At 60.6% G+C, this 26,756-nt stretch carries 22 protein-coding genes and 3 tRNA genes; 6 read left to right on the plus strand and 19 right to left on the minus strand.

Annotated elements, in window-relative coordinates; genetic code table 11:
• Positions 1 to 27: 27 nt before the first annotated feature.
• Positions 28 to 219 (plus strand): low affinity iron permease family protein, encoded by a 192-nt coding sequence (locus DHB74_RS06675; RefSeq protein WP_499161058.1) that lies wholly within the window; start codon positions 28 to 30, stop codon positions 217 to 219.
• Positions 220 to 232: 13 nt separating this feature from the next.
• Here the strand turns inward: DHB74_RS06675 and DHB74_RS06680 are convergent.
• The 3 genes from DHB74_RS06680 to DHB74_RS06690 form a co-directional block, all read right to left on the minus strand.
• Positions 233 to 317 (minus strand) — tRNA-Leu (locus tag DHB74_RS06680).
• 55 nt (positions 318 to 372) lie between these two features.
• Positions 373 to 448, minus strand: a tRNA-His gene (locus DHB74_RS06685).
• 51 nt (positions 449 to 499) lie between these two features.
• Positions 500 to 576, minus strand: a tRNA-Arg gene (locus DHB74_RS06690).
• 240 nt (positions 577 to 816) lie between these two features.
• Between DHB74_RS06690 and folD the strand changes: the two genes are divergently transcribed.
• Positions 817 to 1,671: a bifunctional methylenetetrahydrofolate dehydrogenase/methenyltetrahydrofolate cyclohydrolase FolD gene (gene folD / locus DHB74_RS06695; protein ID WP_036992345.1), complete on the plus strand. Its 855-nt coding sequence runs from the start codon at positions 817 to 819 to the stop codon at positions 1,669 to 1,671.
• A 25-nt stretch (positions 1,672 to 1,696) separates the two neighbouring features.
• Here the strand turns inward: folD and DHB74_RS06700 are convergent, their stop codons facing one another.
• The 6 genes from DHB74_RS06700 to DHB74_RS06725 all read right to left on the minus strand — a co-directional run bounded on the left by DHB74_RS06700 (position 1,697) and on the right by DHB74_RS06725 (position 9,224).
• Positions 1,697 to 2,485, minus strand: coding sequence for an SDR family oxidoreductase (locus DHB74_RS06700; RefSeq protein ID WP_036992348.1), 789 nt, complete (start codon positions 2,483 to 2,485; stop codon positions 1,697 to 1,699).
• 82 nt (positions 2,486 to 2,567) lie between these two features.
• The gene (gene prpF, locus DHB74_RS06705; RefSeq protein ID WP_499161059.1) at positions 2,568 to 3,755 is read right to left on the minus strand and encodes a 2-methylaconitate cis-trans isomerase PrpF; all 1,188 of its coding nucleotides are present in this window, start codon (positions 3,753 to 3,755) and stop codon (positions 2,568 to 2,570) included.
• A gap of 56 nt (positions 3,756 to 3,811) precedes the next feature.
• Positions 3,812 to 6,421: a Fe/S-dependent 2-methylisocitrate dehydratase AcnD gene (gene acnD, locus DHB74_RS06710; RefSeq protein ID WP_499161060.1), complete on the minus strand. Its 2,610-nt coding sequence runs from the start codon at positions 6,419 to 6,421 to the stop codon at positions 3,812 to 3,814.
• Complete coding sequence (prpC, locus tag DHB74_RS06715) at positions 6,421 to 7,581, minus strand: bifunctional 2-methylcitrate synthase/citrate synthase (RefSeq protein WP_499161061.1); 1,161 nt, start codon at positions 7,579 to 7,581, stop codon at positions 6,421 to 6,423. The genes acnD and prpC overlap by 1 nt, the downstream gene beginning before the upstream one ends.
• A gap of 51 nt (positions 7,582 to 7,632) precedes the next feature.
• The gene (gene prpB, locus DHB74_RS06720; protein WP_280165571.1) at positions 7,633 to 8,517 is read right to left on the minus strand and encodes a methylisocitrate lyase; all 885 of its coding nucleotides are present in this window, start codon (positions 8,515 to 8,517) and stop codon (positions 7,633 to 7,635) included.
• Positions 8,514 to 9,224, minus strand: a complete 711-nt coding sequence (locus tag DHB74_RS06725) for a GntR family transcriptional regulator (RefSeq protein WP_036992358.1) — start codon at positions 9,222 to 9,224, stop codon at positions 8,514 to 8,516. The genes prpB and DHB74_RS06725 overlap by 4 nt, the downstream gene beginning before the upstream one ends.
• A 242-nt stretch (positions 9,225 to 9,466) precedes the next feature.
• On the opposite strand from DHB74_RS06725, the gene rloB reads away from it, so the two are divergent.
• The 3 genes from rloB to pabB are packed head-to-tail and all read left to right on the plus strand — an operon-like array spanning position 9,467 to position 13,347.
• Positions 9,467 to 10,996, plus strand: a complete 1,530-nt coding sequence (gene rloB, locus DHB74_RS06730; RefSeq protein ID WP_036992360.1) for an osmotic stress tolerance membrane protein RloB — start codon at positions 9,467 to 9,469, stop codon at positions 10,994 to 10,996.
• Between the two features lie 9 nt (positions 10,997 to 11,005).
• Positions 11,006 to 12,019 carry an alpha-L-glutamate ligase-like protein gene (locus DHB74_RS06735; RefSeq protein ID WP_280165570.1) on the plus strand — a complete coding sequence of 338 codons (1,014 nt, stop codon included), beginning with the start codon at positions 11,006 to 11,008 and terminating at the stop codon, positions 12,017 to 12,019.
• A complete protein-coding gene (gene pabB, locus DHB74_RS06740; protein WP_499161062.1) occupies positions 12,016 to 13,347 on the plus strand; it encodes an aminodeoxychorismate synthase component I in 1,332 nt (443 codons plus the stop codon). Before DHB74_RS06735 ends, pabB begins: the two co-directional genes overlap by 4 nt.
• 97 nt (positions 13,348 to 13,444) lie before the next feature.
• Here pabB and DHB74_RS06745 read toward each other — a convergent pair whose 3' ends face one another.
• A complete protein-coding gene (locus DHB74_RS06745; RefSeq protein WP_499161063.1) occupies positions 13,445 to 15,097 on the minus strand; it encodes an arylsulfatase in 1,653 nt (550 codons plus the stop codon).
• Positions 15,084 to 16,178 (minus strand): SMP-30/gluconolactonase/LRE family protein, encoded by a 1,095-nt coding sequence (locus DHB74_RS06750; protein ID WP_499161064.1) that lies wholly within the window; start codon positions 16,176 to 16,178, stop codon positions 15,084 to 15,086. The genes DHB74_RS06745 and DHB74_RS06750 overlap by 14 nt, the downstream gene beginning before the upstream one ends.
• A gap of 184 nt (positions 16,179 to 16,362) precedes the next feature.
• Here DHB74_RS06750 and DHB74_RS06755 point away from each other — a divergent pair, with 184 nt between their 5' ends.
• A complete protein-coding gene (locus DHB74_RS06755) occupies positions 16,363 to 17,313 on the plus strand; it encodes a p-hydroxyphenylacetate 3-hydroxylase reductase component (RefSeq protein WP_499161065.1) in 951 nt (316 codons plus the stop codon).
• Between the two features lie 276 nt (positions 17,314 to 17,589).
• Here the strand turns inward: DHB74_RS06755 and DHB74_RS06760 are convergent, their stop codons facing one another.
• The 8 genes from DHB74_RS06760 to DHB74_RS06795 all read right to left on the minus strand — a co-directional run bounded on the left by DHB74_RS06760 (position 17,590) and on the right by DHB74_RS06795 (position 26,752).
• Positions 17,590 to 18,435, minus strand: a complete 846-nt coding sequence (locus tag DHB74_RS06760; RefSeq protein WP_499161066.1) for an alpha/beta fold hydrolase — start codon at positions 18,433 to 18,435, stop codon at positions 17,590 to 17,592.
• A gap of 46 nt (positions 18,436 to 18,481) precedes the next feature.
• Entirely contained in the window at positions 18,482 to 19,507 is a 1,026-nt protein-coding gene (gene dmpG, locus DHB74_RS06765) for a 4-hydroxy-2-oxovalerate aldolase (RefSeq protein WP_499161067.1), read from the minus strand.
• Complete coding sequence (locus DHB74_RS06770) at positions 19,504 to 20,454, minus strand: acetaldehyde dehydrogenase (acetylating) (protein WP_499161068.1); 951 nt, start codon at positions 20,452 to 20,454, stop codon at positions 19,504 to 19,506. The genes dmpG and DHB74_RS06770 overlap by 4 nt, the downstream gene beginning before the upstream one ends.
• A gap of 21 nt (positions 20,455 to 20,475) precedes the next feature.
• A complete protein-coding gene (gene dmpE, locus DHB74_RS06775) occupies positions 20,476 to 21,261 on the minus strand; it encodes a 2-oxopent-4-enoate hydratase (RefSeq protein WP_499161069.1) in 786 nt (261 codons plus the stop codon).
• Positions 21,254 to 21,739, minus strand: a complete 486-nt coding sequence (locus tag DHB74_RS06780) for a GlcG/HbpS family heme-binding protein (RefSeq protein WP_499161070.1) — start codon at positions 21,737 to 21,739, stop codon at positions 21,254 to 21,256. Before DHB74_RS06780 ends, dmpE begins: the two co-directional genes overlap by 8 nt.
• A complete protein-coding gene (locus DHB74_RS06785; protein ID WP_499161071.1) occupies positions 21,736 to 24,228 on the minus strand; it encodes an efflux RND transporter permease subunit in 2,493 nt (830 codons plus the stop codon). Before DHB74_RS06785 ends, DHB74_RS06780 begins: the two co-directional genes overlap by 4 nt.
• A 24-nt stretch (positions 24,229 to 24,252) precedes the next feature.
• Positions 24,253 to 25,314: a WD40/YVTN/BNR-like repeat-containing protein gene (locus tag DHB74_RS06790; protein ID WP_499161072.1), complete on the minus strand. Its 1,062-nt coding sequence runs from the start codon at positions 25,312 to 25,314 to the stop codon at positions 24,253 to 24,255.
• A 61-nt stretch (positions 25,315 to 25,375) separates the two neighbouring features.
• A complete protein-coding gene (locus tag DHB74_RS06795) occupies positions 25,376 to 26,752 on the minus strand; it encodes a DUF1329 domain-containing protein (protein ID WP_499161073.1) in 1,377 nt (458 codons plus the stop codon).
• Positions 26,753 to 26,756: the final 4 nt, after the last annotated feature.

Genomic DNA, 26,756 nt, shown 5'->3' on the forward strand with positions numbered 1-26,756 from the left:
ACCAGCACGACAATTGTTACCTTCCTGATGGTCTTTCTGATCCAGAACACTCAGAACCGAGACACGGACGAGATCCATATCAAGCTGGATGAATTGCTGCATGCCACCCGCGGCGCGCACGATCATTTGTTGTCGCTGGAAGATCGAAACGCAAAGGAGCTTAAAGCACTACGCGAGGAATACGTCGAGCTGGGCCGCAAGAATGGCGACCAGCAATGAGGAAAAACTGAAATGGTGCGGATGGGGAGACTCGAACTCCCACACCTTGCGGCGCCAGAACCTAAATCTGGTGTGTCTACCAATTCCACCACATCCGCAATACCGGTACAGATACAAAAACGCCAGGCTGATTGCCTGGCGTTTTTGCTGAAATGGGGTGGACGATGGGGATCGAACCCACGACACCAGGAGCCACAATCCTGTGCTCTACCGACTGAGCTACGCCCACCATTACAGCAGCAACACTAACACGACTTCGCAGAACCATACCATATGCGCTTGGCGCGCCCGGCAGGATTCGAACCTGCGACCACCCGCTTAGAAGGCGGGTGCTCTATCCAACTGAGCTACGGGCGCCGTATACACATTGTCAATCCCGAAGGCTTGAAATGCTGGAGCCTGAATCGCCTTCCAAACCGACTTCGTTGTGTTTGTGAAGCGGGGCGAATAATACTCAGCCCCTATCTCCCCGTCAACGATGAATTCACATTTTTTTCAAATATTTGAGTAAGTTAAGAATCCACACCCTACCGCTCTTTTGCCAACGCCCCGCCGCATGCGACAATTGCCGCATTCTATGCACTTCCCAGGAACATCATGAAAGCCCAACTGATCGATGGCAAACAGATTGCCGCCAATCTCCGGCGCGAAATCGCCGATAAGGTCAACCAGCGCCGCGAACAAGGTCTGCGTATCCCCGGCCTCGCGGTCATTCTGGTCGGCAGCGATCCCGCCTCCCAGGTTTATGTGGCACACAAGCGCAAGGACTGCGAAGAAGTCGGCTTTATCTCCCAATCCCATGATCTGCCGGCCGATACTGCTCAGGAAGACCTGTTGCAGTTGATCGATACCCTTAATGAGGATTCGGACATCGACGGTATTCTGGTTCAGCTGCCGTTGCCGGCGCACCTCGACTCATCACTGCTGCTCGAACGTATTCGCCCGGACAAGGACGTGGACGGTTTCCACCCCTACAACATCGGCCGCCTGGCCCAGCGCATGCCGCTGCTGCGTCCCTGCACCCCGCTCGGCATTATCCGCCTGCTGAAAAGCACCGGTGTCAGCCCCTACGGTCTGAACGCCACCGTGGTGGGTGCGTCCAATATCGTTGGTCGCCCGATGGCCCTGGAGCTGCTGTTGGCTGGTTGCACCACCACGGTGGCCCACCGCTTCACCAGCGATCTGGAGGAGCATGTACGCCGCTCCGATCTGGTGGTCGTGGCGGTCGGCAAGCCCGGCCTGGTCAAGGGCGAATGGATCAAGCCCGGCGCAATCGTCATCGACGTGGGTATCAACCGCATGGAAGATGGCCGGCTACGCGGCGATGTGGACTTCGAAGCGGCTGCCGAACGCGCCGCCTGGATCACTCCCGTACCCGGCGGCGTTGGCCCCATGACCCGCGCCTGCCTGCTGGAAAACACCCTCATCGCCTGCGAGAAGCTGCACAGCTGAGCAGGGCCTTGCCCTGCTTGCCTTGCTACAGGCTGGCGGTCGCGCCACCGTCTACCGGCAGGTTGATGCCGTTGATGAAGGCCGCCGCCGGTGATGCGAGAAAACCCACCGCATTGGCGAATTCCTCCGGCTCGGCAAAACGCCGGGCCGGAATGGTCTGCAGCAACGCCTGCTCCACTTCCTGCTCGGTTTTGCCGGCCGCTTCAGCGCGAAAGGTCAGCAAGCCCTCCAGACGCGCGGTACGCGTCAGCCCAGGCAATACGTTGTTGACTGTCACTCCCTCCCCCGCCAGCTCCGTAGCAAGGGTCTTCGCCCAGTTGGCCATGGCCGCGCGTATGCTGTTGGATACTCCCAGATTAGGGAGCGGGGTCTTTACTGAGGTCGAGAGCACATTGATGATGCGGCCGTAATTAAGCTCGCGCATGCCTGGCAACAGCAAATGCAATAAGGTCTGACTGCTCAGCAGGTGTTGATTGAATGCCGCTGCGTAGCTTTCTGTTGCCGCCAGATGCGCCGGCCCCGGCGCCGGACCACCGGTGTTATTGACCCAGATACAGATAGGCCCACCCCGATCCACCTCCGCTTGCACCGCTACCGCCAGCGCTGGCAGATCACCCGAGTCAACACAGATGTAGCCATGTTTTTGTCCTTCGGCGGTCGGCAATTGCTCGACCACCTCGGACAGTTTTTCTTCACTGCGAGCCAGAACGATAACCTCCGCTCCCTGCAACGCCAGTTGTCGCGCACAAGCGGCGCCCAATCCCTGGCTGGCCCCGCCGACCAGGGCTCGTTTTCCAGCTAAATTCAGATCCATCGTTGACTCCCATGATAGTGACACCCGGTTCAAGGGTTCGATGCATCTCAGCTTAACGTATCCGGCCCGCCTTGCACGGCTTTCAACAGGTGCCGTCGGGCACCCGCACCCAACCTTCCATGAGAATCCGTGCACTGCGGCTCATGATGGCCTTGTTCACCGTCCAACTGCCATTCACCTGACTGGCCTGCGCGCCCACCCGCAGCATGCCTGACGGATGCCCGAAGCGTACAGATTCACGCTCGCCACCGCCGGCCGCCAGATTGACCAGCGTGCCCGGAATGGCCGCAGCGGTACCGATCGCCACCGCGCAGGTGCCCATCATGGCGTGGTGCAGCTTACCCATGGACAACGCCCGCACCAGCAGATCGATTTCACTGGCCTGGATCTGCTTGCCACTGGAGGCCGGATAGTCCTTCGGTTTGGAGACGAAGGCGATCTTTGGCGTATGTTGACGCTTGGCCGCTTCCTCTGGATTGTTGATCAGCCCCATGCGCAGAGCGCCGGCCACCCGAATCGCCTCGAAACGCGCCAGCGCCTCGGGATTGCCATTGATATCTTCGCGCAGCTCAGTGCCCTGATAGCCAATGTCTTCGGCGTTGACGAATACCGTTGGGATGCCCGCAGTGATCATGGTCGCCTGCAGCGTGCCGATACCCGGCACCTCAAGCTCGTCCACAAGATTACCGGTGGGGAACATGGAGCCGCCCTCGCCGTCATCTTCCGACGGGTCGATGAATTCCAGCACGATTTCCGCTGCGGGAAAGGTCACTCCATCCAACTCGAAATCACCCAACTCCTGTACCTGGCCATTGGTGACCGGCACGTGGGCGATGATGGTCTTGCCAATGTTGGCTTGCCAGACCCGTACCGTGCAGGTGCCGTTGTCCGGAATACGCGCCGGATCGACCAGCCCAGCATGGATGGCAAAGGCGCCTGCCGCCGTAGACAGATTGCCACAGTTACCGCTCCAGTCGACGAAGGGGCTGTCGATGGAGACCTGGCCGTAGAGGTAGTCGACATCGTGATCCGGCTGGCTGCTTTTTGACAGGATCACGCATTTGCTGGTGCTGGAGGTCGCCCCGCCCATGCCATCAATGTGGGCAGCATAGGGATCAGGGCTGCCGATCACCCGCATGAACAATTGATTACGCGCTTCGCCGGGCACCTGACAGGAGGCCGGCAAGTCTTGCAGGCGGAAAAACACGCCCTTGCTGGTACCGCCACGCATATAGGTGGCGGGGATCTTGATCTGTGTTGCCTGGGTCATTACTTGCTCCTGTTGGAATCCCCCTCTCCCGGAAGAGAGAGGGACTCTCCTGGCCGTTACACCTTTCCTTCCAGAAAGTCCTGAGCAAACCGCTGCAGTACCCCACCCGCTTCGTACACAGTGACTTCCTCATCGCTGTCCAGTCGGCAGGTCATGGGTACTTCAACCCGCTCGCCGTTCTGGCGGTTGATCACCAGCGTCAGCTCGGCACGCGGCGCCGGCGTGCCCAGCACGTCGTAGGTCTCGGTGCCGTCCAGCTCCAGCGTTTTGCGCGTGGTGCCCGGTTTGAACTCCAGCGGCAGTACCCCCATGCCGATCAGGTTGGTACGGTGAATGCGCTCGAAGCCTTCGGCGGCAATCGCCTCCACGCCCGCCAGACGCACACCCTTGGCTGCCCAGTCGCGACTGGAGCCCTGGCCGTAGTCGGCGCCGGCGACGATGATCAGCGGCTGCTTGCGGTTCATGTAGGTCTCGATGGCTTCCCACATGCGCATCACCCGACCTTCCGGCTCGACCCGTGCCAACGAGCCCTGCTTCACGCTGCCGTCGTCGTTCACTACCATCTCGTTGAACAGCTTCGGGTTGGCAAAAGTCGCGCGCTGGGCAGTCAGGTGGTCACCGCGGTGGGTAGCGTAGGAGTTGAAGTCTTCCTCCGGAAGGCCCATCTTGTGCAGGTATTCACCCGCGGCGCTGTCCATCATGATGGCGTTGGACGGCGACAGGTGGTCGGTAGTGATGTTGTCCGGCAGGATCGCCAGCGGGCGCATACCGGTCATTGTCCGCTCACCGGCCAGCGCACCTTCCCAGTATGGCGGGCGGCGGATGTAGGTAGACATCGGCCGCCAGTCATACAGCGGGCTTTCCGCTTCCTCGATAGCGCCCAGATCGAACATCGGGATGTAGACTTGCTTGAATTGCTCGGGCTTGACGCTGGAGGCAACGATGGCGTCGATTTCCTCATCGCTCGGCCACAGGTCCTTCAAGGTAACCGGCTGCCCATTCTGGTCGCGGCCAAGCACATCCTGCTCGATATCGAAGCGCACGGTACCGGCAATGGCATAGGCTACCACCAGCGGCGGCGAGGCCAGGAAGGCCTGCTTGGCGTAGGGGTGAATACGCCCATCGAAGTTGCGGTTACCCGACAGTACTGCCGTGGCGTACAGGTCGCGGTCGATGATTTCCTGCTGGATTTTCGGATCCAGCGCGCCGGACATGCCGTTACAGGTGGTGCAGGCATAACCGACGATACCGAAGCCGAGCTTTTCCAGCTCCGGCAGCAACCCGGATTCCTCCAGGTACAGCCTGGCGACTTTGGAGCCCGGAGCAAAGGAAGTCTTGACCCAGGGCTTGCGCACCAGACCCAGCTCGTTGGCCTTCTTGGCGACCAGCCCGGCGGCAACCACGTTGCGCGGATTGGAGGTGTTGGTGCAACTGGTGATGGCGGCAATGATTACCGCACCATCGGGCATCAGCCCCTGTGCTTCTTCTGTCTTGCCAGATTCCCACTTGGCCTCGTCAGCAATACCCCGTTCGGCCAATGCCGACGTGGGCAAGCGGCGGTGCGGGTTGGACGGGCCAGCCAGATTACGCTCCACAGTGGACAGGTCGAATTCCAGTACCCGCTCGTATTCGGCCGTGGTCAGCGCATCGCTCCACAGACCCAGGGTCTTGGCGTATTGCTCGACCAGCGCGACCTGCTCCGGCTCGCGGCCGGTCAGCTTCAGATAGTCGGTGGTCTGCTGGTCGATATAGAACATCGATGCAGTGGCGCCGTATTCCGGGCACATATTGGAGATGGTCGCACGGTCACCGATGGTCAGACTGTCGGCACCTTCACCGAAGAACTCGACATAGGCGCCTACTACCCGCTCCTGACGCAGGAACTCGGTCAGCGCCAGCACGATATCGGTAGCGGTGATACCCGGTTGACGCTTGCCGGTGAGCCTGACGCCGACGATGTCGGGCAGGCGCATCATCGATGGCCGACCGAGCATCACGGTTTCCGCTTCCAGACCACCCACCCCAATGGCGATCACGCCCAGCGCATCAACGTGCGGCGTATGGGAATCGGTGCCCACGCAGGTATCCGGGAAAGCGACGCCATCACGGGCCTGGATTACCGGGCTCATCTTCTCGAGGTTGATCTGGTGCATGATGCCGTTACCGGCGGGGATCACGTCGACGTTCTTGAACGCGGTCTTGGTCCACTCGATAAAGTGGAAGCGATCCTCGTTGCGGCGATCCTCGATGGCGCGGTTCTTGTCGAAGGCCTCCGGGTCAAAGCCTGCATGCTCAACGGCCAGCGAGTGGTCGACAATCAACTGCGTAGGTACCACCGGGTTGACCTTGGCCGGGTCACCACCGGCCTCGGCGATGGCATCACGCAGGCCGGCCAGGTCCACCAGCGCGGTCTGACCGAGGATGTCATGACAGACCACCCGCGCCGGGTACCAGGGAAAGTCCAGGTCGCGCTTGCGGTAAATCAGCTGCTCCAGCGCCGCGGTGAGCTTGTCCGGCTCGCAGCGACGTACCAGTTGCTCGGCCAACACCCGCGAGGTGTAGGGCAGCTTGGCCCATGCTCCGGCCTGGATAGCGTCCACGGCCGCTGGGGCGTTGTAATAGTCCAGGTCGCTTCCTGGCAGGTTTTCACGATATTGGGTGTTCATTACTTACGATCCTTCAACGCCACAAACTGCAGATCTTCCGGGCCAACATAGTTGGCGCTCGGACGGATGATCTTGCCGTCGATGCGCTGCTCGATCACATGCGCTGACCAGCCGGCAGTACGAGCGATCACGAACAACGGAGTGAACATCGCGGTAGGCACGCCCATCATGTGGTAGCTCACGGCGCTGAACCAGTCGAGGTTGGGGAACATCTTCTTGGCTTCCCACATGACGCCTTCCAGACGCTCGGCAATGTCGTACATCTTCTTGTTGCCCTGCTCCTGGGACAGCTCCTCGGCAACTTTCTTGATCACTTCGTTGCGCGGATCGGAAACGGTGTAGACCGGGTGACCGAAGCCGATGACCACTTCCTTGCGCCCTACCCGCTCACGGATATCGGCTTCTGCCTCGTCCGGATTGTCGTAGCGCTTCTGGATCTCGAAGGCGACTTCGTTCGCACCGCCGTGTTTCGGGCCGCGCAGCGCGCCGATGGCGCCGGCGATGGCCGAGAACATGTCCGAACCGGTACCGGCGATGACCCGGCTGGTAAAGGTCGAGGCGTTGAATTCGTGCTCGGCATACAGGTTCAGCGAGGTGTGCATGGCGCGCACCCAGGAATCGCGGGGCTTCTCGCCGTGCAGCAGGTGCAGGAAGTGACCGCCGATGGAATCATCATCGGTTTCCACATCGATGCATTTGCCGTTATGGCTGTAGTGATACCAGTACAGCAGCATGGAACCCAACGACGCCATCAGCTTGTCGGCGATATCCCGGGCGCCCGGATGGTTGTGGTCATCCTTTTCCGGGGTCAGGCAGCCGAGCACCGACACACCGGTACGCATTACGTCCATCGGGTGCGCCGACGGCGGCAGTTGCTCCAGGGCGGTCATCACCGCGGCAGGCAGGCCGCGCAACGCTTTCAGCTTGGTCTTGTACGCAGCCAGCTCAGCCACCGTGGGCAGCTTGCCATGCACCAGCAGATGGGCGATTTCCTCGAATTCACAGGTAGTGGCGATGTCGAGAATGTCATAGCCACGGTAATGCAGATCGTTACCGCTGCGGCCGACGGTGCACAGCGCGGTATTGCCGGCGGCGGTACCGCTCAGGGCGACGGACTTCTTCGGCTTGAAGGTCGGGGTGGTCGATTCGTTGGCGCTCATGGCGTTCTCCTCACTTGGACCCGGTCGGGGCTGTTATTGTCTTTAGCGGTTTTACTTCTTGCCGGCGGCAAACAGTGCGTCGAGCTTATCTTCAAAGGCGTGGTAGCCGATGCGGTCATACAGCTCGTTACGAGTCTGCATGCTGTCGATTACATTCTGCTGATGGCCTTCAGTGCGGATGGCGTTGTAGACATTTTCCGCCGCCTTGTTCGCTGCGCGGAACGCCGAGAGCGGATACAGCTGGATGGCCACGCCAACCGAAGCCAGTTCCTCGCGGGTAAACAACGGCGTAGCGCCAAACTCGGTAATGTTGGCCAGCACGGGCACGTCCAGTTCCTTGACGAAACGCTCGTAGGTCGGCAGGTCGTAGGCAGCCTCGGCGAAAATCCCGTCGGCACCGGCCTCAACGTAGCGCTTGCAACGCTCCAGAGCGGCTTCCACACCTTCGGCCTGGATGGCATCGGTACGGGCGATCAGGAAGAAATTCGGATCGGTCTTGGCATCAGCAGCGGCCTTGACCCGATCAACCATTTCGCCGGTGGAAACAATTTCCTTACCCGGGCGGTGACCACAACGCTTGGCACCAACCTGATCCTCGATGTGCGCCGCAGCGGCGCCGGCCTTGATCAGACTCTTGACCGTACGCTCGATATTGAAGGCGCTGGGGCCGAAGCCGGTGTCGATATCCACCAGCAGTGGCAGATCACAGACATCGGTAATCCGGCGCACATCGATCAGCACGTCTTCCAGGGTATTGATACCCAGATCGGGCAGGCCCAGCGAGCCTGCCGCCACGCCGCCACCGGACAGGTAGATGGCCTTGAAGCCGGCGCGCTTGGCCAGCAGCGCATGGTTGGCATTGATCGCACCAATAACCTGGAGCGGATGTTCTTCGGCAATTGCATCACGGAAACGCTGGCCTGGGGTCTTGTTCATTGGGTACTCCCTCCTGAGGATGTGGTGAGGTCGCGCTGTTCCAGCATGCGACGCTCGATGTTGCGGCGGGATGCGCTGATATGACGGCGCATCAGCATTTCCGCGAGTTCACCATCGCGATCGGCGATGGCTTCGATGATTCGGTGATGTTCGGCGAATGCCTGCTGCGGGCGCTTGGGCGTGGACGAGAACTTATAGCGGTACATGCGCACCAGGTGATACAGGTCGCCACAGAGCATGTCACTGAGCGTGCGGTTCTTGCTGCCCTGGATGATCACGAAGTGGATATCCAGATCGCCTTCCTGCTGGTAATAGGATTCGTTGGCCTTGAGGCCCGAGTGCCGCTCGTGGGTGGCCAGTACATCGCGCAGGTTGGCAATCTCTTCGGCGGTCATGTTCTGTGCCGCCAGTCGACAGGCCATGCCTTCCAACGCCTCGCGCACATGGTACAGCTCGATCAACTCTTCGTAGCTCAGCGACACCACGCGCACCCCCGCATGGGGAACGCGTACTACCAGGCGGCGCCCTTCAAGGCGGCGGATGGCTTCGCGCAATGGACCGCGGCTGATACCGAAGGTCGTGGACAGAAATTGTTCACTAATGCGCGTACCCGGCGGGATCTCGCCTTTGACAATAGCCGTCTGCAGACGCTGGAAGGCGCCGTCGGACAAAGTTGCGGCTGGTAATGCGTGATCAGTCTCGGCCAATTGTTGACAACCTTATTGTGTTTTGTAAGTCGCACTGCAATTTATGGGCAGATCATGCCTTCCCAAGATAAGGATTGTCAACAATCCATTAAATGGCTGAATTTTTTGAAAAACAATCGAGGGGAACTTATCGCTCTGGGTGCCGGTCTGCTTGGCATGCTACTATTCCGCCTGCCTAACGCTGCCTTTTCCACCACATCCAGGGAATGGAGCAGCTGTCCGAAACTGCTGCTGAGAACACTATGCAATCGATCAATACGCATCTGAAAATCCTGATTGCCCTGATGGTCAGTCTGGGTCTGTTGATTACTGGCTACCAGATATATGTACTCGATATCCCCGTCAGGGAGGATGAAACGGATGATATCTGGAGCTTGGATGCGAAGGTCGAGTTCCGCGCCAGTACCGGCGTTCCGGTCAAGGCACAGCTGTTCATTCCGCCATTGAACCAGGAGTTCATCGGTCTCAATGAAAGCTTCATCTCCAACAACTATGGCGTCAGCGTAAATCAGTTGAACGGCAACCGCCGGGTCACCTGGTCAGCCCGCCGCGCCAGCGGCTCGCAAACGCTGTATTACCGCCTGGTCCTGACCAAGCGCTACGGCGTCGAACCCACCGAAGCCCCACCACCGGCCCCGCGCCAGCCAATTCCGCTGGACGGCCCCGAACAGATCGCCGCCGATGCGCTGATCAACCCGATTCGCCAGCATTCCGCGGATATCGAGACCTTCATCAGCGAGGCCATTCGCCGGGTCAACGACATCACCGATGACAATGTCCGGCTGCTGCTGGGCGGCCAGACGAGCGCGCTGGACAAAGCCCGGGTGATTGACGTGCTGCTGTCCAACGCTCGCATCCCGCTGGAGCTGGTACACACCATCCGTCTGGAAGCCACTCCCAATCAGGAGCCGGAGCTCTGGTTGCGCAGCCACAACGGCGAGCGCTGGCTGTACTTCCACCCGGAAACCGGCCAACAGGGCATTCCGGAAAACCGCCTGGTCTGGTGGACCGGCGCCACACCGCTGCTCGCCCTGGAAGGTGCGCGCAACGGCAACGTCAGCTTCACCATCAACAACAGCGAGATGAACGCCCTGCGGCTGGCCAAGATGACCACCGAGAACAGCCCCTCGGCACTGCTGGAATATTCCCTGTATGGCCTGCCCCTGCAGGCGCAGCAGGTCTATCAGGTAATGATCATGATCCCGATCGGGGTCCTGGTTATCCTGGTATTGCGTAACCTGATCGGCATTCAGACCCTGGGTACCTTCACCCCGGTACTGATCGCCCTCGCCTTCCGCGAGACCCAGGTTGGCTGGGGTATTGTGCTGTTCACCCTGATCACCGCCCTCGGTCTGTCGCTACGCTCCTATCTGGAACATCTAAAGCTGCAGATGCTGCCGCGCTTGTCCATCGTGCTGACCTTCGTGGTGATCATCATTGCGGTCATCAGTCTGTTCAGTCACAAGCTCGGCATCGAACGCGCCCTCTCGGTCTCCCTGTTCCCCATGGTGATCCTGACCATGACCATCGAGCGTCTGTCGATCAACTGGGAAGAGCGTGGCGGTGGCCACTCCTTCAAGGTGGCGCTGGGCACCCTGGTCGCGGCCACGCTGTCGCATATGCTGATGACCATTCCGGAGCTGACCTACTTCGTATTCACCTTCCCGGCCATTCTGCTGGTACTGGTGGGCTTCATGCTGGCCATGGGTCGCTACCGCGGCTACCGTCTCACCGAACTGATGCGCTTCAAGGCGCTGACCAAGCAAGGTTGAGGAGACGCCATGTTCTGGAAGACCTGGAAAGCGCTTAGTGACTTTGGAGTCATGGGTATCAATCGGCGTAACGCCGACTACGTGCTCAAGTACAACAAACGGCATCTGTACCCCGTGGTAGATGACAAGATCCTGACCAAGGAGCGCGCCATCGCCGCCAAGATCAACGTGCCCGAGATGTACGGCGTCATTGATACCGAGAAGGACATCGGCAAGTTCAGCAAGCTGGTCGAGAACCACAAGGACTTCGTCATCAAGCCGGCTCAGGGTGCCGGCGGTGACGGCATCATGGTGATCGGCGACCGTTACGAAGGACGTTACCGGACGGTATCCGGCAAGATCGTCAGCCACGATGAGATCGAACACCACCTTTCCAATATCATCTCCGGGTTGTATTCGCTGGGTGGCCACCGCGACCGGGCACTGATCGAATACCGGGTCAAGCCCGATCCGATCTTCAAAAGCATCAGTTACGAAGGCGTACCGGACATCCGCATCATCGTGCTGATGGGCTACCCGGTCATGGGCATGCTGCGCCTGCCTACCCGCCAGTCCGGCGGCAAGGCCAACCTGCACCAGGGCGCCATCGGCGTCGGTGTCGATCTCACCACCGGCATCACGCTCAAGGGCACCTGGCTGAACAACAAGATCAGCAAGCACCCGGATACCGCCAACCCGGTGGATGGCGTGCAACTGCCCGACTGGGATGGTTTCATGCGCCTGGCCACGTCCTGTTACGAGCTGTCCGGGCTGGGTTATATCGGCGTGGATCTGGTACTGGACGAGAAGCAGGGACCGCTGATTCTTGAGCTCAACGCGCGCCCCGGCCTGAACATCCAGATCGCCAACGATGCCGGCCTGACCCACCGCTGCCACAAGGTGGAAAGACACATCGCCGAACTGGCCAAGGCTGGCATCATCGAAACCCCGGAAGAGCGCATGGCGTTCTCCCAGAAGCATTTCGGCAAACCAGTCTTTCTCAGCGCAGACGAGGCGCCGGTCGAGCCCGAACTCAACGCATGACCCCCTACCACATCACCGAACTGCCCTGGCACGCCGATCCGCTGCCGGGGCTGCTTGCCATCCGCGGCATGGGCCAGCCCGTACTGCTGGATTCGGCGGCCAGCGGTGACCCATTGGGCCGCTATAGCATCCTCGCCGCAGATCCGCTGACGACGATCACCCCGCACGCCAATGAACCAGGCGAACAGACCATCGCCCGTTTACGCCAGGCACTGCAAGAGCTGGGGCCAGCCCACTGGCCAGAGTCGCTGCAACTGCCCTTTGGCGCCGGTGCGTTGGGTTATGTCAGTTATGACTTTGGCCGCGCATTGGAGCAGCTGCCGGTGCAGGCCCGGGCCGATATCAAACTGCCCGACCTGCAACTGGGCCTCTATCGCTGGAGCCTGATCAGCGACAACCAGCTGCGCCAGCGCTGGCTGGTATGTCACCCCTCGGTCGAAGCAGATTATCGAAAAGCCCTGCTTGAGCGACTGGCAGGCCCGATCAGCGAACCCGGTGCCTTTGCCTTGCAACACAGCTTCGCCGCCGAACAGTCCGCGCCGCAATACCAGCAGGCCTTCGAGCGCATCCAGCGTTACATACACGCCGGCGACTGCTACCAGGTCAATCTGGCACAGCGTTTTTCCGCGCCCTGCCACGGTGATCCGCTGAGCGCCTACCGGCAACTGCGCCAGGCCTGCCCTACTCCCTTTGCCGCTTACCTGGAGTCACCTGACCACAGCCTGTTGTGCCTGTCGCCGGAGCGCTTTCTCAAGGTCGAAGACGGACAAGTGGAAACCCGCCCGATCAAGGGCACGCGGCCGCGCGGCGATACGCCTACAGAGGATCAGGCGCTGGCCGAAGAGCTGCGCAGCAGCCCCAAGGATCGGGCCGAGAACCTGATGATCGTCGATCTGCTGCGCAACGATCTGGGCCGCGTCTGCGCCTATGGCAGCGTCCGGGTGCCAGAACTGTTCAGCATCGAAAGCTACCCCAACGTCCACCACCTGGTCAGCAGCATCACCGGCCAGCTTGCGCCAGGCCACGACGCCCTGAGCCTGTTGACCAATGCATTTCCCGGCGGCTCGATCACCGGCGCACCGAAAATCCGCGCCATGCAGATCATCGAGGAGTTGGAGCCAGTCCGCCGCAGCCTGTATTGCGGCAGCATCGGCTATATCGGCTGCGAGGGGCAAATGGACCTGAATATCGCCATCCGCAGCCTGGTGCACCAGGATGATCATCTTTACTGCTGGGGCGGCGGCGGCATAGTCGCCGACTCGGACGGCGAAGCGGAATACCAGGAAAGCCTGACCAAGGTGCGGGTATTAATGGATAGCCTGGCATAGGCAAACCCCGGCTGATTGAACGCCGCCGGGGTTTGCCTCCCACAACAACAGTCTGAGTGCCTGGCCAGAATTAAATAGTCCAAACAATCCGAGACCTTTAATCCGCTTCCGGCAGCCTGGCCCAGCCGGCATAATCGCCCCAGGCCTCCATCAACTCCTTCACCTTGTCCGGAAACTGCGTAGCCAGATCCCGGGTTTCCCCGCGGTCTTCCGCCAGGTTGAACAGCTGCCAGTGCCGTGGTGCGTTCAGGCTGGCAGGGCTACCATCCGGTGCAGCAGCCGAACGCAACTTCCAGTCGCCCAGGCGGATATAGGTCTGACCAAACATCTCGCCGGCCAGCGGCCTGCTGCGCACCAGGGATTCGCCCTGCCAGGCGGGCAGCAGTGAGATGCCAGTGATAGTGGGCCGATCTTGCTCATCCAAGCGGCCCTCTGGGCTGCTCCCCTCGGCCAGCGCCAGGAGTGTCGGCAACAGGTCGTCCACGCGACCAATCTCATGCACGATCTGGCCACCATCGACGCCGTCCAGGGTTGCCGGCAACTTGATGATCGCCGGCGAGCTGATCCCGCCTTCCCCGGTGGTGCCCTTGACCAGACTGAAGGGCGTGGCACTGACTTCGGCCCAACGGAAGCCGTAGTTGATGTTGGAGCCACGGCGGCCAATGTTGGCCAGCGAGTCGTCGGTCATCGCGTCCGCCGGCGAATAACCCCGGGCATGGTCCTCGCCGGCGGCGCCGTTATCGGAGATGAACATGATCAAGGTATTGTCGTACTGACCACTGCGTTTGAGGTAGTCGATCAGCCGGCCGATATTCATATCCAGGTGATCGACCATGGCGGCATAGACCTCCATCTTGCGTGCCTGACGTGCCTGCTCCTCAAGGCTCAACTGCTGCCATAGCGGACTCGGTACGTCCGCAGGCACCGCTGCGGGAAACGCAGAGGGGAACAGCCCGCTCTCTTGCAAGCGTGCCAGGCGCTGGCCGCGGATGGCCTCATATCCAGCGTCATAGCGGCCCTGATACTTGTCGATATATTCCGCAGGCGCATGCAGCGGCCAGTGCGGGGCAGTGTAGGCCGCCCAGGCAAAGAACGGCTTGCCAGTAGCCCGTCCCTTCTCCAGATAGCTGATCAGCTTGTCGGTATAGAAATCAGAGGAGAAGAAATCCGCCGGCACCTCCACCGGCTGACCATCCTCCCGATAGCTCACGTTCTCCACCCGTACCTTGCTGCCTGGCAGCGGTTGGAAATGACTGGCACCACCGTCCAGCAACACAAAAGCATGATCGAAACCGAAACGCAGCGGGTCCTGCTCCGGCGCCTTACCCAGATGCCACTTGCCACTCAGGTAGGTGTTGTAACCTGCCTCCCCCAGCAGCGCCGGCAGGGTAGGAGTCCCGTCGATAAGGTGCCCTTCATAGCCCGGCCGGCCCTGCAACTTGGGCATAAACGGCAGAACTTCCTCCATGGTGCCCAGCCCGACCAGGTGATTGTCGGTGCCCGACATGACCATCGAACGGGTTGGTGAGCAAGTCGGCGCTGTATAGAAGTTGGACATGCGCAGCCCTGCGTGGGCCAGTTCATCCAGATTTGGCGTCTCGATCTCGCCGCCGTAGCTACCGAGGTCGGAGAAGCCAAGGTCGTCGGCCATGATCAACAGAATGTTGGGTTGCTCCGCCGCCACCGCCGTGCCCAGCCAGACCGCCAGCAGGGTTGCAATCCCTCCGGCTTGCCAGTTACTCCTGCGCATCTTGACCTCCGCTCGGCAATGCCACCCGCAGCAGGCGATCACCAGTAAAGGTACCCACATACAACTCCTCGCCTACCTGAGTAGCGACCGTGGCCCCGGACATCACCCCCGGCTCGGCGCTGAACAGCAGCTCATGCTCCTGGGTAGCGGTATCCAGCGCGGACACGCGCACACCCATCGGACAATGTTCGATGTGTTCCTGGAAGCAACGTGTGAAAGCGCTGGAATCGGGCACCCCGGCACCAAGCAGCCGGCCATCCTGCGCCCAGTTCAGGTTGTCGACCATATAGCCGCTATCGACCTTGGCATCGACTGCGCCCGCCTGCAGGTCATAGCGCCAGATCTGGTTCGCCGTCCAGGCCGCAAACCAGGCGCTGCTGCCGTCCGGTGTCACTTGTACGCCGTTGGGGAAAGGCGCGTCGGAGCCCGGCAGCTTGTGCAGCGACTGACCTGCCGACCACTGCATCAGATAGCCGGTATCGCGCCCGTCGAGCAGCTGCTCCAGTGGCAACGGCGGTGCCATGCTCTCGGAAACGAACATGACGGTAGCCACAAAACCGCCATCCGGCGTCGCTGCTACATCGTTGAACTTGCCCTGCCCGCTGTTTTCCACACAGCCGCGCCATATCGCCTGCCACCCCTGCTCGCTGGGCAGCAGTTCGACGAACTCGATGGCCTCGCGGCCAGCGTGGTTGACTACCAGCAGTTGTTGACGCCCGTCACTGCGCTGCGACAAGTGAATGCCGTGGGCCTCGATACCCTGCTCTGGCGCCACACAACCGGTCTCGCCCCATCCTTCCTGCGCTGCATGGCTCACTTCCATATCGCTTACTTGCCCACTGGCCACATCCATTACCCGCAGGCGCGGCTGATGTTGTCCTGCCAACCCCGGGGTCACGCTCATGAATAGCTGCGTGCCGTCGCTGGACAGTTCCATATCCTCGGGTGGTGCGATGCCGCACACTGGTTCATAACCGGCTCCCGCCTCACAAGCCGGGGGCTGGTCAGCCTGGGCCATTCCGGCCAGAAGAATCACAGCAAAGGGTGCGCCATAGCGCAGAGGGAACGAGGGCGTGAACATGGGAGCATTCCTATTGGTCTTGTCGTTATCAGGAAGCCAAGCCTAACAAGCCGACCCAACGGCGTCAGTCGGTTCAATTGAACAACCCATTCAATTTATCGCCAATGACGTCGCCCCTGCGCTTGTTAGGATGGGGTGAAATCCCCATTCAAGGCGCCGCACCAGGCGGGCCGCAGGAGTTTCCATGGAAAACGTACCACCCGTCCTCGATCCTCGACAGTTTCGCCGCGCGCTGGGCAATTTCGCCTGTGGCGTAACCATTGTCACCGCCTGCGATGCCACTGGTCGCAAGGCCGGGGTGACGGCCAACAGCTTCAATTCGGTATCGCTTGATCCACCGCTTATCCTCTGGAGCCTGGACAAGCGCTCCAGCGCCTGGGAGGTATTCCAGCAGGCCAGCCATTTTGCGGTGAATATCCTGGCCTCGAACCAGATTGAGCTGTCCAACCATTTCGCCCGCCCGCAGGAGGACAAGTTTGCCAACATCGACCATCTGACCGGCCTGGGTGGCGCGCCACTCTTTCCGGGCTGTGCTGGCAACTTCCAGTGTTCCCACTATCAACATATCGATGCCGGCGATCACTGGCTGGTCATTGGCCAGGTCGAACAGTTCGAGGATGCCAGCCAGCCGCCGCTGGTTTATCACCAAGGCAGCTATGCGATGGTGCTGCCGCACCCGCGGGGTCGCAAGCCGGAGCCTGAGGTGAGCGAACGAACCGAGTCAGCGGATCTGCTGCACACGCGCCTGGGTGACAACCTCTTCTATCTGATGATCCAGGCAGTCAGCGCCAGCCACCCCCGCTTCGTCCAGCAACACCTGAAGCTGGGCATGCGCAACAGTGAATCACGGCTGCTGCTGGTGCTCGACAGCGCTCCTAACGCTGCGACCGCAGAGCTGCAGCAGGCCACCTCCATGCCCGCCCGGGAACTGGCCGATGCCATGGCCAACCTCCAGGCCAAGGGGTACCTCGCGGCCAACAACAGCCAACGCTGGGTTACCAGTGCCGGCCACGCCAAGCTCGAAGAATTGTGGAACACCGTACACCAGGCCCAGGAAGAGCTGTTTGGCGAACTCACCGAAGGTGAGCTGGAAGTATTCAAGAAGGCACTGAAGCTGGTCATTGCCAAACGCTGAAAGAAAGGCGCAATGCAGAGTGGCAGTACCATTCTGCTGCCCTACATTGCCGCCTGCGCGATGCTGGCGCCCCTCCTTCTACTATCATGGCCATTGATCAGCTGCTCAGCTTGCTTAGCGGCATCACAGTGATGGCGGGCGAACCAGCGCAACAGCATCGCGCCAGCCTCATAGAGCTCACAAGAGGCTTACGCCCTTCCAGACGCCACTTATGCAGAGCGCCCATACAGCGAGGCGCGAAGGGAACAGATTCACTCCCTTCGGCCACTTTGCAGATCAGTGCTTGATGAAATCAAGCACCAGACGGTTGAATTCCTCGGCATGTTCCCACTGGGCCCAGTGACCGCACTGACTGAACACATGCAGCGTCGAGTTGGGGATCATATTCAGCAGTTTCAGGCTCCAGTCGATCGGTACGAAGCGATCATCGCGGCCCCAGACCACCAGCGTCTTGTTGGGAATATTCGGCAGATTGTCAGTGTAATCGCCCATATTGAACTGACTCTGCGCCACGCTCTTGAGAAAATTCTCCAGATGGTGCCCGTTCTCCATCATGGCGTCATAACGCAACTGGATCAGTTCCTCGGTCAACGCGCTGGGATCGTAGACGAATACGTCCAGCATCTTGCGCAGGCTCTCCGGGCTCGGATTCTTGTACACATCGAACAGCAGCTTGATGCCTTCCATCGGCAGCGGAGTGAAGATACTGGTCTTGCCCACGCCGCCCGAGCCCATCAGGATCAGCTTGCCGACCCGCTCTGGGTAATCCTTGACGAAAGCCAATGCGCTGCCTCCACCCATGGAGTTACCAATCAGGTGCGCCTTGTCGATGTCCAGCGCATCCATCAGTTGCTTGATGGCACGGCCGTTGACATCGAAACGTGGCTCGCCGGTAACGATCGGATCGGATTTACCCCAGCCGGGGCAGTCCATCAGGATTACCCGGTAACCCGCTGCAACCAGTGGATCGATATTGCGGTGGAAGTTGGCCCAGCCCGTGGCGCCGGCGCCCGAGCCGTGGATCATCAGTACGACCTCGCCCTCACCCGCCTCGTTGTAATGCAGCTTCCACTCTTCGGTCTGGACAAACTTGCTGGTGGCTTCGTTGGTATGGTTTTTCATTGTTCTTTCCTGTTTCGGTAGTGAGTTGTTATAGGTTTTGCAGGTGTTATTTGCGTGCTGCCAACAGATCCAGCGCCACGTCCACAATCATGTCTTCCTGGCCGCCGACCATCCGGCGCTTGCCCAGCTCGACGAGAATATCCAGGGTCTTGAGGCCATATTTGTCCGCCGCCACTTCGGCGTGGCGCAGGAAGCTCGAATACACCCCGGCATAGCCCAGGCCCAGGGTTTCCCGGTCGACTCGCACCGGCCGGTCCTGCAATGGGCGGACGATGTCGTCGGCGGCGTCCATCAGCGTGTACAGGTCGGTGCCGTGGTTCCAGCCCAGGCGCTCGGCAGCGGCAATAAAGACTTCCAACGGTGCGTTACCGGCCCCGGCACCCATGCCCGCCAGACTCGCATCGATACGATCACAGCCCTCTTCCACCGCGGTGATCGAGTTGGCCACGCCCAGGCTCAGGTTGTGGTGGGCATGCATACCCGTATGGGTGGCCGGGTCCAGTACATCCTTGAATGCACGCATGCGGTCACGCACGTCCTGCATGTTCATCGCGCCGCCGGAGTCGGCCATGTAGATGCAGGTAGCGCCGTAGCTTTCCATCAGCTTGCCCTGCTCGGCCAGTTGCTGCGCCGGGATCATGTGGCTCATCATCAGAAAGCCGACGGTGTCCATGCCCAGTTCACGGGCGTACTTGATATGCTGCTTCGATACGTCCGCCTCGGTACAGTGGGTGGCTACGCGTACGACCCGTGCCCCCGCGTCATACGCGGCCTTGAGGTCATGCACGGTGCCGATACCTGGCAACAGCAGGGTGGCTATCTTGGCGTGGCTTACCACATCAGCCACCGCCTCGATGTATTCCAGATCGGTATGGGCGGCAAAGCCATAGTTGAAGGTCGAGCCCTGCAGACCGTCACCGTGGGCGACTTCGATGGAGTCGACCCGAGCCTTGTCCAGCGCCCGGGCAATATCCTGCACGTTCTGGATCGAATACTGATGGCGAATGGCATGGCTGCCGTCACGCAGGGTCACGTCGGAGATATAGAGTTTACGGGTCGGATCGAAGCTCATGCGGCACCTCCTGCAGTGAGCATGGACTGGGCCATGCGCTCGGCAGTAGCCAGCGCCGCCGAGGTCATGATGTCGAGGTTGCCGGCATAGGCTGGCAGGTAATGGGCGGCGCCTTCGACTTCGAGGAATATCGAGGTCTTCAGCCCGCTCATCGGGCCCACACCTGGCACATTGACCGGGGCGGATTCGGGAATCACATCGAACTGCACTTTTTGTTTCAGCCGGTAGCCCGGCACGTAGCGCTGCACCGCAGCGGCCATTTCCTCGATCGAGGCGGCAACCTTGTCCTGATCGACCAACTCCGACAGTACAAATACGGTGTCACGCATGATCATCGGCGGCTCGGCCGGGTTCATGATGATGATCGCCTTGCCCTTCTGTGCGCCGCCAATCACCTCGATAGCCTTGGACGTGGTCTCGGTAAACTCGTCGATATTGGCCCGGGTGCCGGGACCGGCGGACTTGCTGGAGATCGAGGCGACGATCTCGCCGTAGTGCACTTTCGCTACCCGCGATACCGCCGCAACCATGGGAATGGTCGCCTGGCCACCGCAGGTGACCATGTTGACGTTGGTCTGGTTGAGGTGTTCTTCCAGATTGACTACCGGCACACAGTACGGACCGATGGCCGCCGGGGTCAGGTCGATCATCCGCAGGCCGGGCTTGAGCTGACGCAGCAGCGCATCATTGCGCACATGGGCGCCGGCACTGGTGGCGTCAAATACGAAATCGATATCGGCAAATTCCGGCATCTGCGCCAGGCCGTCCACACCTTGATGGGTGGTCGCCACGCCCATGCGCTGGGCACGGGCCAGGCCGTCGGATTCAGGATCGATACCGACCATCACGGCCATCTCGATATGCTGCGCGTTGCGCAGGATCTTGATCATCAGGTCGGTGCCGATATTGCCCGAGCCGATGATCGCGGCTTTGAGTTTCTTGTTCATTGTTGTCATTCCTCAGACGAATCAGGCAAAACGCACACTACAGCTGCCGAGGCCGGCAATGGTCACGCTCAGGTTGTCCCCCGCCGTCACCGGCACCATGCCCGACAGCGCGCCGGACAGAATCACCTCACCGGCCTTGAGGCTCATGCCCAGTTGCCCCAAGGTATTGGCCAGCCAGGCCACGGCAATCGCCGGCGAGCCCATGGTTGCGGCACCAGCGCCAGTGCCGACGATGGCGCCATTCTTTTCCAGCACCATGCCGGTGCTGTACAGATCAAGCCCGCGTGGATCGACCAGCCGGTCGCCCAGCACGAACAGGCCGCAGGAGGCGTTATCCGCCACGGTGTCCTGGATCTTGATCTGCCAATCCCGAATGCGTGAATCGACAATCTCGAAACACGCCATCACCCCTTCAGTAGCGCGCAGCACATCGGCCACGGTGACACCAGGGCCAGCCAGGTCGTGCTTGAGTACGAAAGCGATTTCGCCCTCGGCCTTGGGCTGGATCAAGGTGGCCATATCCACGCACTGGCCTTGGTTGATCACCATGCGGTCGGTGAGCATGCCGAAATCCGGCTGATCGACCTTGAGCAGGTCCATCACCGCCTGACTGGTGACGCCGATCTTCTTGCCGATGATGCGCTCGCCATCATCCAGTCGCCGGGCGATCAACTGTTGCTGGATCGCATAGGCTTCCTGGATGGTCAGCTCCGGGTAGCGCTCGGTCAGGGGCGCCACCATGCAAGCGTCGCGCAGCGCGCCGAACAGCTCTTCGCCCAGCTGGGCATGCAGGGGGTTATTACTCATGTGCGACTCCTTCGGATTCGAATGCTGTTTCGGTATGGCGGGCAATGGCTTCGCAACCAGCCAGCGCACAGATAACGTCTTCTTCCTCACTGGCACCGGATACGCCCAACGCACCGATCAGCCGCTTGCCTACCCGGATCGGGAAGGCGCCACCCATGGCGACGATTTCCGGGCGCAGCAGCAGATTCATGCGAATGCGTTCGCAGGCGTTGTCGATCATGTCGCCCAGCGTGCTGCTGGGTAGCCCGAAGGAAGCCGAGGTACGGGCTTTCTCGGTGGCCAGCTGGATGCTGTGCCAAGGCGTACCTTCGGTGCGGGCAAAGGCCAGCAGATGGCCGCCGCCGTCAACCACGGCAATACTGACCTGCAGCTGGAGATCGCGGGCACATTCCAGCACCGCATCCACTCCCAATCGGGCCAGATCCAGCGACAAACCATCACTCTGCAAACGCGGCAGGGGTAATCCTTGACCACTCATGACAACACCTCTTCAACAGTGAACGCGCGGTGTTCGGTCGGATGCAGGGCTTCGGCTGCCTGCGCTTGTTCGGCCTGCTTTTGCTGCAGCACGAATTTCGAAGCGAAGTGTTTCGGTTGCAGCAGGAAACAAGCCAGGGCCGGCACCAGGATCAGCGCCACCAACATGTTGCAGAAGAACATGAAGGTCAGCAGCAACCCCATGTCAGCCTGGAATTTGATCGGCGACATAATCCAGGTCACCACCCCCAGCGACAGGGTGATACCGGTGAACACCACTACCCGCCCGGTAAAGTTCAACGCCTGGAAATACGCTTCGGACAGACTGGAGCCGCGCTTGAGCCAGAACAGCATCACACTGAGGATGTACAGCGCGTAGTCGACGCCGATCCCTACCCCCAGCGCGACCACCGGCAAGGTCGAGACCTTCAACCCCATGCCCAGCTTGACCATCAGGGCTTCGGCCAGCATCGAGGTGAGCATCAGCGGCAGAATCGCGCAAACCGTCGCGCGCCAGGAGCGGAACGCCAGCAGGCACAGCAGGCTCACTGCGAGATAGACGCCGATCACCATCTGGGTATTGGCTTTTTTAACCACGATATTGGTGGCGCTTTCGATACCGGCATTACCTGCGGCCATCAGGAAGGTAGCTTGCTCATCATTGAACTCGCTGGCGAAACTCTCCACGGTAGAGACCACCCCGCCCAGGGTCTGCGCTTTGTGATCCTGTAGGTAGATGTAGACCGACAGCAGATCACAGGTAGCGTTGAACAGGTCCCGCGGCGAGCGGTTGGCCGCGGCGTTGATCATCGGCTGGTTCGGTGGCAACTCGTTCCATTTGAGGAAGCCCTCGTTCATACCGACGTTGACCCGGCGAGCAACACCGGCGATTGAGTTGGTGCCATCGACTCCGGGGAGCTGCCGTAGACGCCATTCCAGCTCTTCCACCTTGCGCAGGGTTTCGTAGTTCACGCACTGCCCTGAGGGGGTTTCCACCATGACCACGAAGACATCGCTGCTGGCCTGGTAGTTGCTGATGATGAACTGGTTATCCTGGTTGTAGCGGGAGTCAGCACGCAGTTCGGGGGCACCCGGGTCCAGATCACCTACCTGCAGGTTGCGGGCTTCCAGGATCGCCCAGCCAGCCAGCGCACCGGCGCATATCAGCGCAGCTGTCGCCATCTGCGGGCGGGTAAAGGCCAGCAGACCACGGACCACCGCCGGCTTGCGATAGCCAGGCTGCTCGTGGGTCAGTTCGGAGTCCAGTCGGCGCTGCGCTGCCCGCGGCGAGACGCCGGTATAGGACAGCATGATCGGCAGCAGCGCCAGGTTGGTGAATACCAACAGTGCTACGCCGATACTGGAAATGATCGCCAGTTCCTTGATTACCGGGATATCGACAATGGTCATCACCGCAAAGCCCACGGCGTCCGCCAGCAGCGCGGTCATGCCGGCAGCGAAAAGCCGGCGGAAGGTATAGCGCGCCGCGATCAATTTATGGGTACCGCGCCCGATGTCCTGCATGATGCCGTTCATCTTCTGCGCACCATGACTGACGCCAATCGCATACACCAAAAAAGGCACCAGAATCGAATAGGGATTCAGCTCGTAGCCCAGCAGCGGTAACACACCCAGCAGCCAGACCACGCCCACCAGGGTACAGCTTTGCACCACCAGGGTGCTGCGCCAGCAGCGGGTGAAATACAGCAGGATGGCCGTCGTGATCATCACCGCTACGGCAAAGAAACCGAGCACGGCGTACAGACCGGAGATGAGATCGCCCATGACCTTGGCGAAGCCGATGATGTGCAGCGACACGCCTTGGTCGGCGTAGCGTGCACGAATGCTTTCCAGAGCGTCGGATAGCGCCTTGTAATTCAGCGCTTCACCGGTAGCCGGATCCACATCCAGCAGCGGAACCAGAATGATGCTGGAGCGAAAATCCGGCGCCACCAGTTGGCCGATTTCACCAGACAGCTGTACGTTGCCGCGCAGTACTTCCAGATCCTGCTGGGTTCCGGCAAAGCCATCCGGGATCACGGTGCCGCCATCAAAGCCTTGCTCGGTCACCCCCTGCCAACGGGTCAGCGGCGTCCACAGTGACTTCATGAAGGAACGATCCACGCCCGGCAACAGGAAGACTTCATCATTGATCTGACGCAGGGTTTCCATGTACTCGGCGGTGAAGATATCGCCCTCGCCTTCCAGTGCCACGGCGATACGCAGGGTATTGGCCGTTCCCTTCAGCTCATCCTCATGTTCGAGATAGTTGAGAATGAACGGGTGGCTGGTCGGGATGGTCTTGAGAAAGCTGGCATTCATGCGAACCTGGGTCGCAGAGGCAGCGAACAGCACCGTCACCAGAACACAAAAAGCAATGACCCAGACCCGGTAATTGAACAGCAGCCGTTCCAGCGCGTTGCCGGAGTGCTGGTCGAAATCCTTCAGGTGGGTAATGGTCTGGAAACCGTCTGAAGATGAAATAGCCATAGTGATAAACCTCAGGCAGGCCGGTCAGTCAAGCTGCGCGGCGGAGAAACGAGTGACACCATTGGAACCGACGCCCAGCACGCTGCCATCAGCCAGCGGCAACAACTCGGTCAGCGGAAACGGCCGCTCGGCGCGGACTCGCTGGAATGACTGACCGCCATCGCGACTCAGCCATCCGGCACCAGCCGCATCACTTAGCAACAGCGAACCATCAGCAAGCACAGCACCGGCCGTCAGGCTCTGAGTCGTAGGTAGCGACAGCTGGCGCCAGCTCTGCCCAGCATCCGCGGAAGTGAAGGCATGACCGCGCAGGCCAAACGCAAACAGCTCGCTGGCATCGCGCAACAAGCCGAAATAACTGCCCTCGTAGGGCTGACTGAGGCGTTCGACCTGGCTGACGGCCGCATCGCTGCGATACAGGCCACCCATCTCACCGGCCATATACAGCGTGTCGTCGATCGCCAATACGGCATTGACATGGGCCTGGTCAGTGCCTTCCATCAGCGTCAGCAAGGGGTACCAGCTGGCGCCGCCATCCGTGCTGCGTACACCGAGGCCGTATGCGCCGACTGCGACCACTGACTGCGGGTCCAGACATTGCACATCCAGAAAGGGCTTGTCGGGACCATCCTCGACCAGCATCTGGGCGCTGTATTCCAGCTCCGAGCCTTCCTGCCGGGCACGCTGGTAAGCTGCCTCGGCGAAACGCTGACCATCGAGCTGCAGCGCCCAGCTGTTACCTGCATCCGCGGTGTGCAGCGCTACCCCACGGTGTCCCACCGCCCAGCCATGCTGGCTGTCGGCAAAGCACACCGAGGTCAGGGTGACGCTCACCGGAGACGGCGCCTGGTGCCAGCTGGCACCCTGGTCATCAGACAGAATGATATGCCCGCGCTCGCCCACGGCCACCAACCGCTCCCCCGCCCGCGCTACGGCGCTAAGCATGGAACGCGCTGCAAGCTCGGAGGTGATCGCCGGACGGCCCAGGGTATCCGGCAGTTCGGCTGCCGAGGCCAGCGCCGAGGTACAGGCCAGCACGGTGACGACGAACGTCGGCAGCAGGCTGGTTATAATCTTGTTTTTCATTCCGCAACTCCTCGCAAGGCGGAGCGCCCCCTGCCGCGAACGGCAGGGGGCAATGGCACGATCAGCGACCACTCATGCGCAGCAGCGACTGCGGTGAGAAGTAGCTTTCCGAACGTTTCTCAACGATCTTGAACTGGTCGCCCTTCACATCCGTGCCCATCGCGCAGTTGTAGACCCAGGCGCGGGTGCGGTGATCATGGAAGAAGCCACCACAGAAATTCACCGTTGCGGGAATATCCGGTGCCACGAACGGGGTGTTCAGCGAGGTACGCCACAGGTTGCCCTGCGCATCCCAACCATCGAATATCGCCGTGCCCCAGTTGTCCTCACCGAAGTAGAACTTGCGCTTGGGCACCGCATGGCGGCTGCCGGACTTCAAGGTGGCATCCACTTCCCAGACTCTATGCAGCTCCCAGCGCACCAGATCCGGATTCGCATGCCGCTCACCCAACACCTCGGCATCGCTGTGCGACAGCATGGCGTTGTTGTTGTAGGGAATGATCATTTCCCGCTTGCCGACCAGCTCCCAGTCATACCGCTCAGGCGAGCCGCCATAACCGAAGGTTTCATCGACGAAGTTGGTGCCGGAGGCCACCACGTTGGGGGTATCGAAGTTGATGCTTGGCGCCTGGCGTACTCGGCGCTGGCCCACCAGGTACTGCCACAAGGTCCGGCCCTGATGGTAGTCCAGAGTGTTATGCACCATCAGCGCTTCACCCGCGCGGAACGCCGGCTCGTAGGCCAGCTGAATAGCCAGCATGTATTTCGGGTTGGGCGTGCTTTCAGCCGAACCACTGGCGTAGTAGTAAGGGTACTGGGCGTAGTCCCGCGCCGCGGTGGCGAGAATACGGCGCCCTTCCCCGGTAGTCGTCCAGACCTGATAGCGTGCCTCGGTGGCCTCGCCGCGCCACTGCAGTTGGTGGTTCCAGACCAGCTCTATACCGGTTTTCGGGATGGGGAACGGTACGCCGCCGTAGGCGCCACGTACCGTCAGGCCATCATTTTCCAGAGTCGCGCTGGTCGCGTTCTTGAAGGTGTTGTCATAGACCCACTGGGGAGCCGATGCAGTGCGCCGGGTCGGATAGACGTCAATGCGGAAAGTGTCCGGGTTGTCCTTGAACAACTGGATCACGCCGGCCGCCAGTTTGTCCTGATGCTCGTTCAGATTGGCCGCAGTGATCGAGTACAGCGGCTGATCGTCAGCCAGCGGATCGAAGTTCCGATGGCCGTTCTGGAAGCTGGCGGGCACTGAAGTGTAGCCACCGTCCCAGGCCGGAATGGTACCCTCCGCGTTGCCGGCGCGTTCAGCGCCCAGGGGCGTCAGGGTCGATTTGAGTTGGGCGGCTTCCTCGGGGCTGACTGCTGCCCCGGCGTTACCTATGCCCAGGGCCAGCAGTGAAACGCCAAGCGCGAATTGAAGAATATTCTTGTTATGCATGATC

Origin of the sequence: Pseudomonas sp. G11-1 (assembly GCF_024031555.1) — a bacterium.
Classification (GTDB): Bacteria; Pseudomonadota; Gammaproteobacteria; order Pseudomonadales; family Pseudomonadaceae; genus Halopseudomonas; species Halopseudomonas bauzanensis.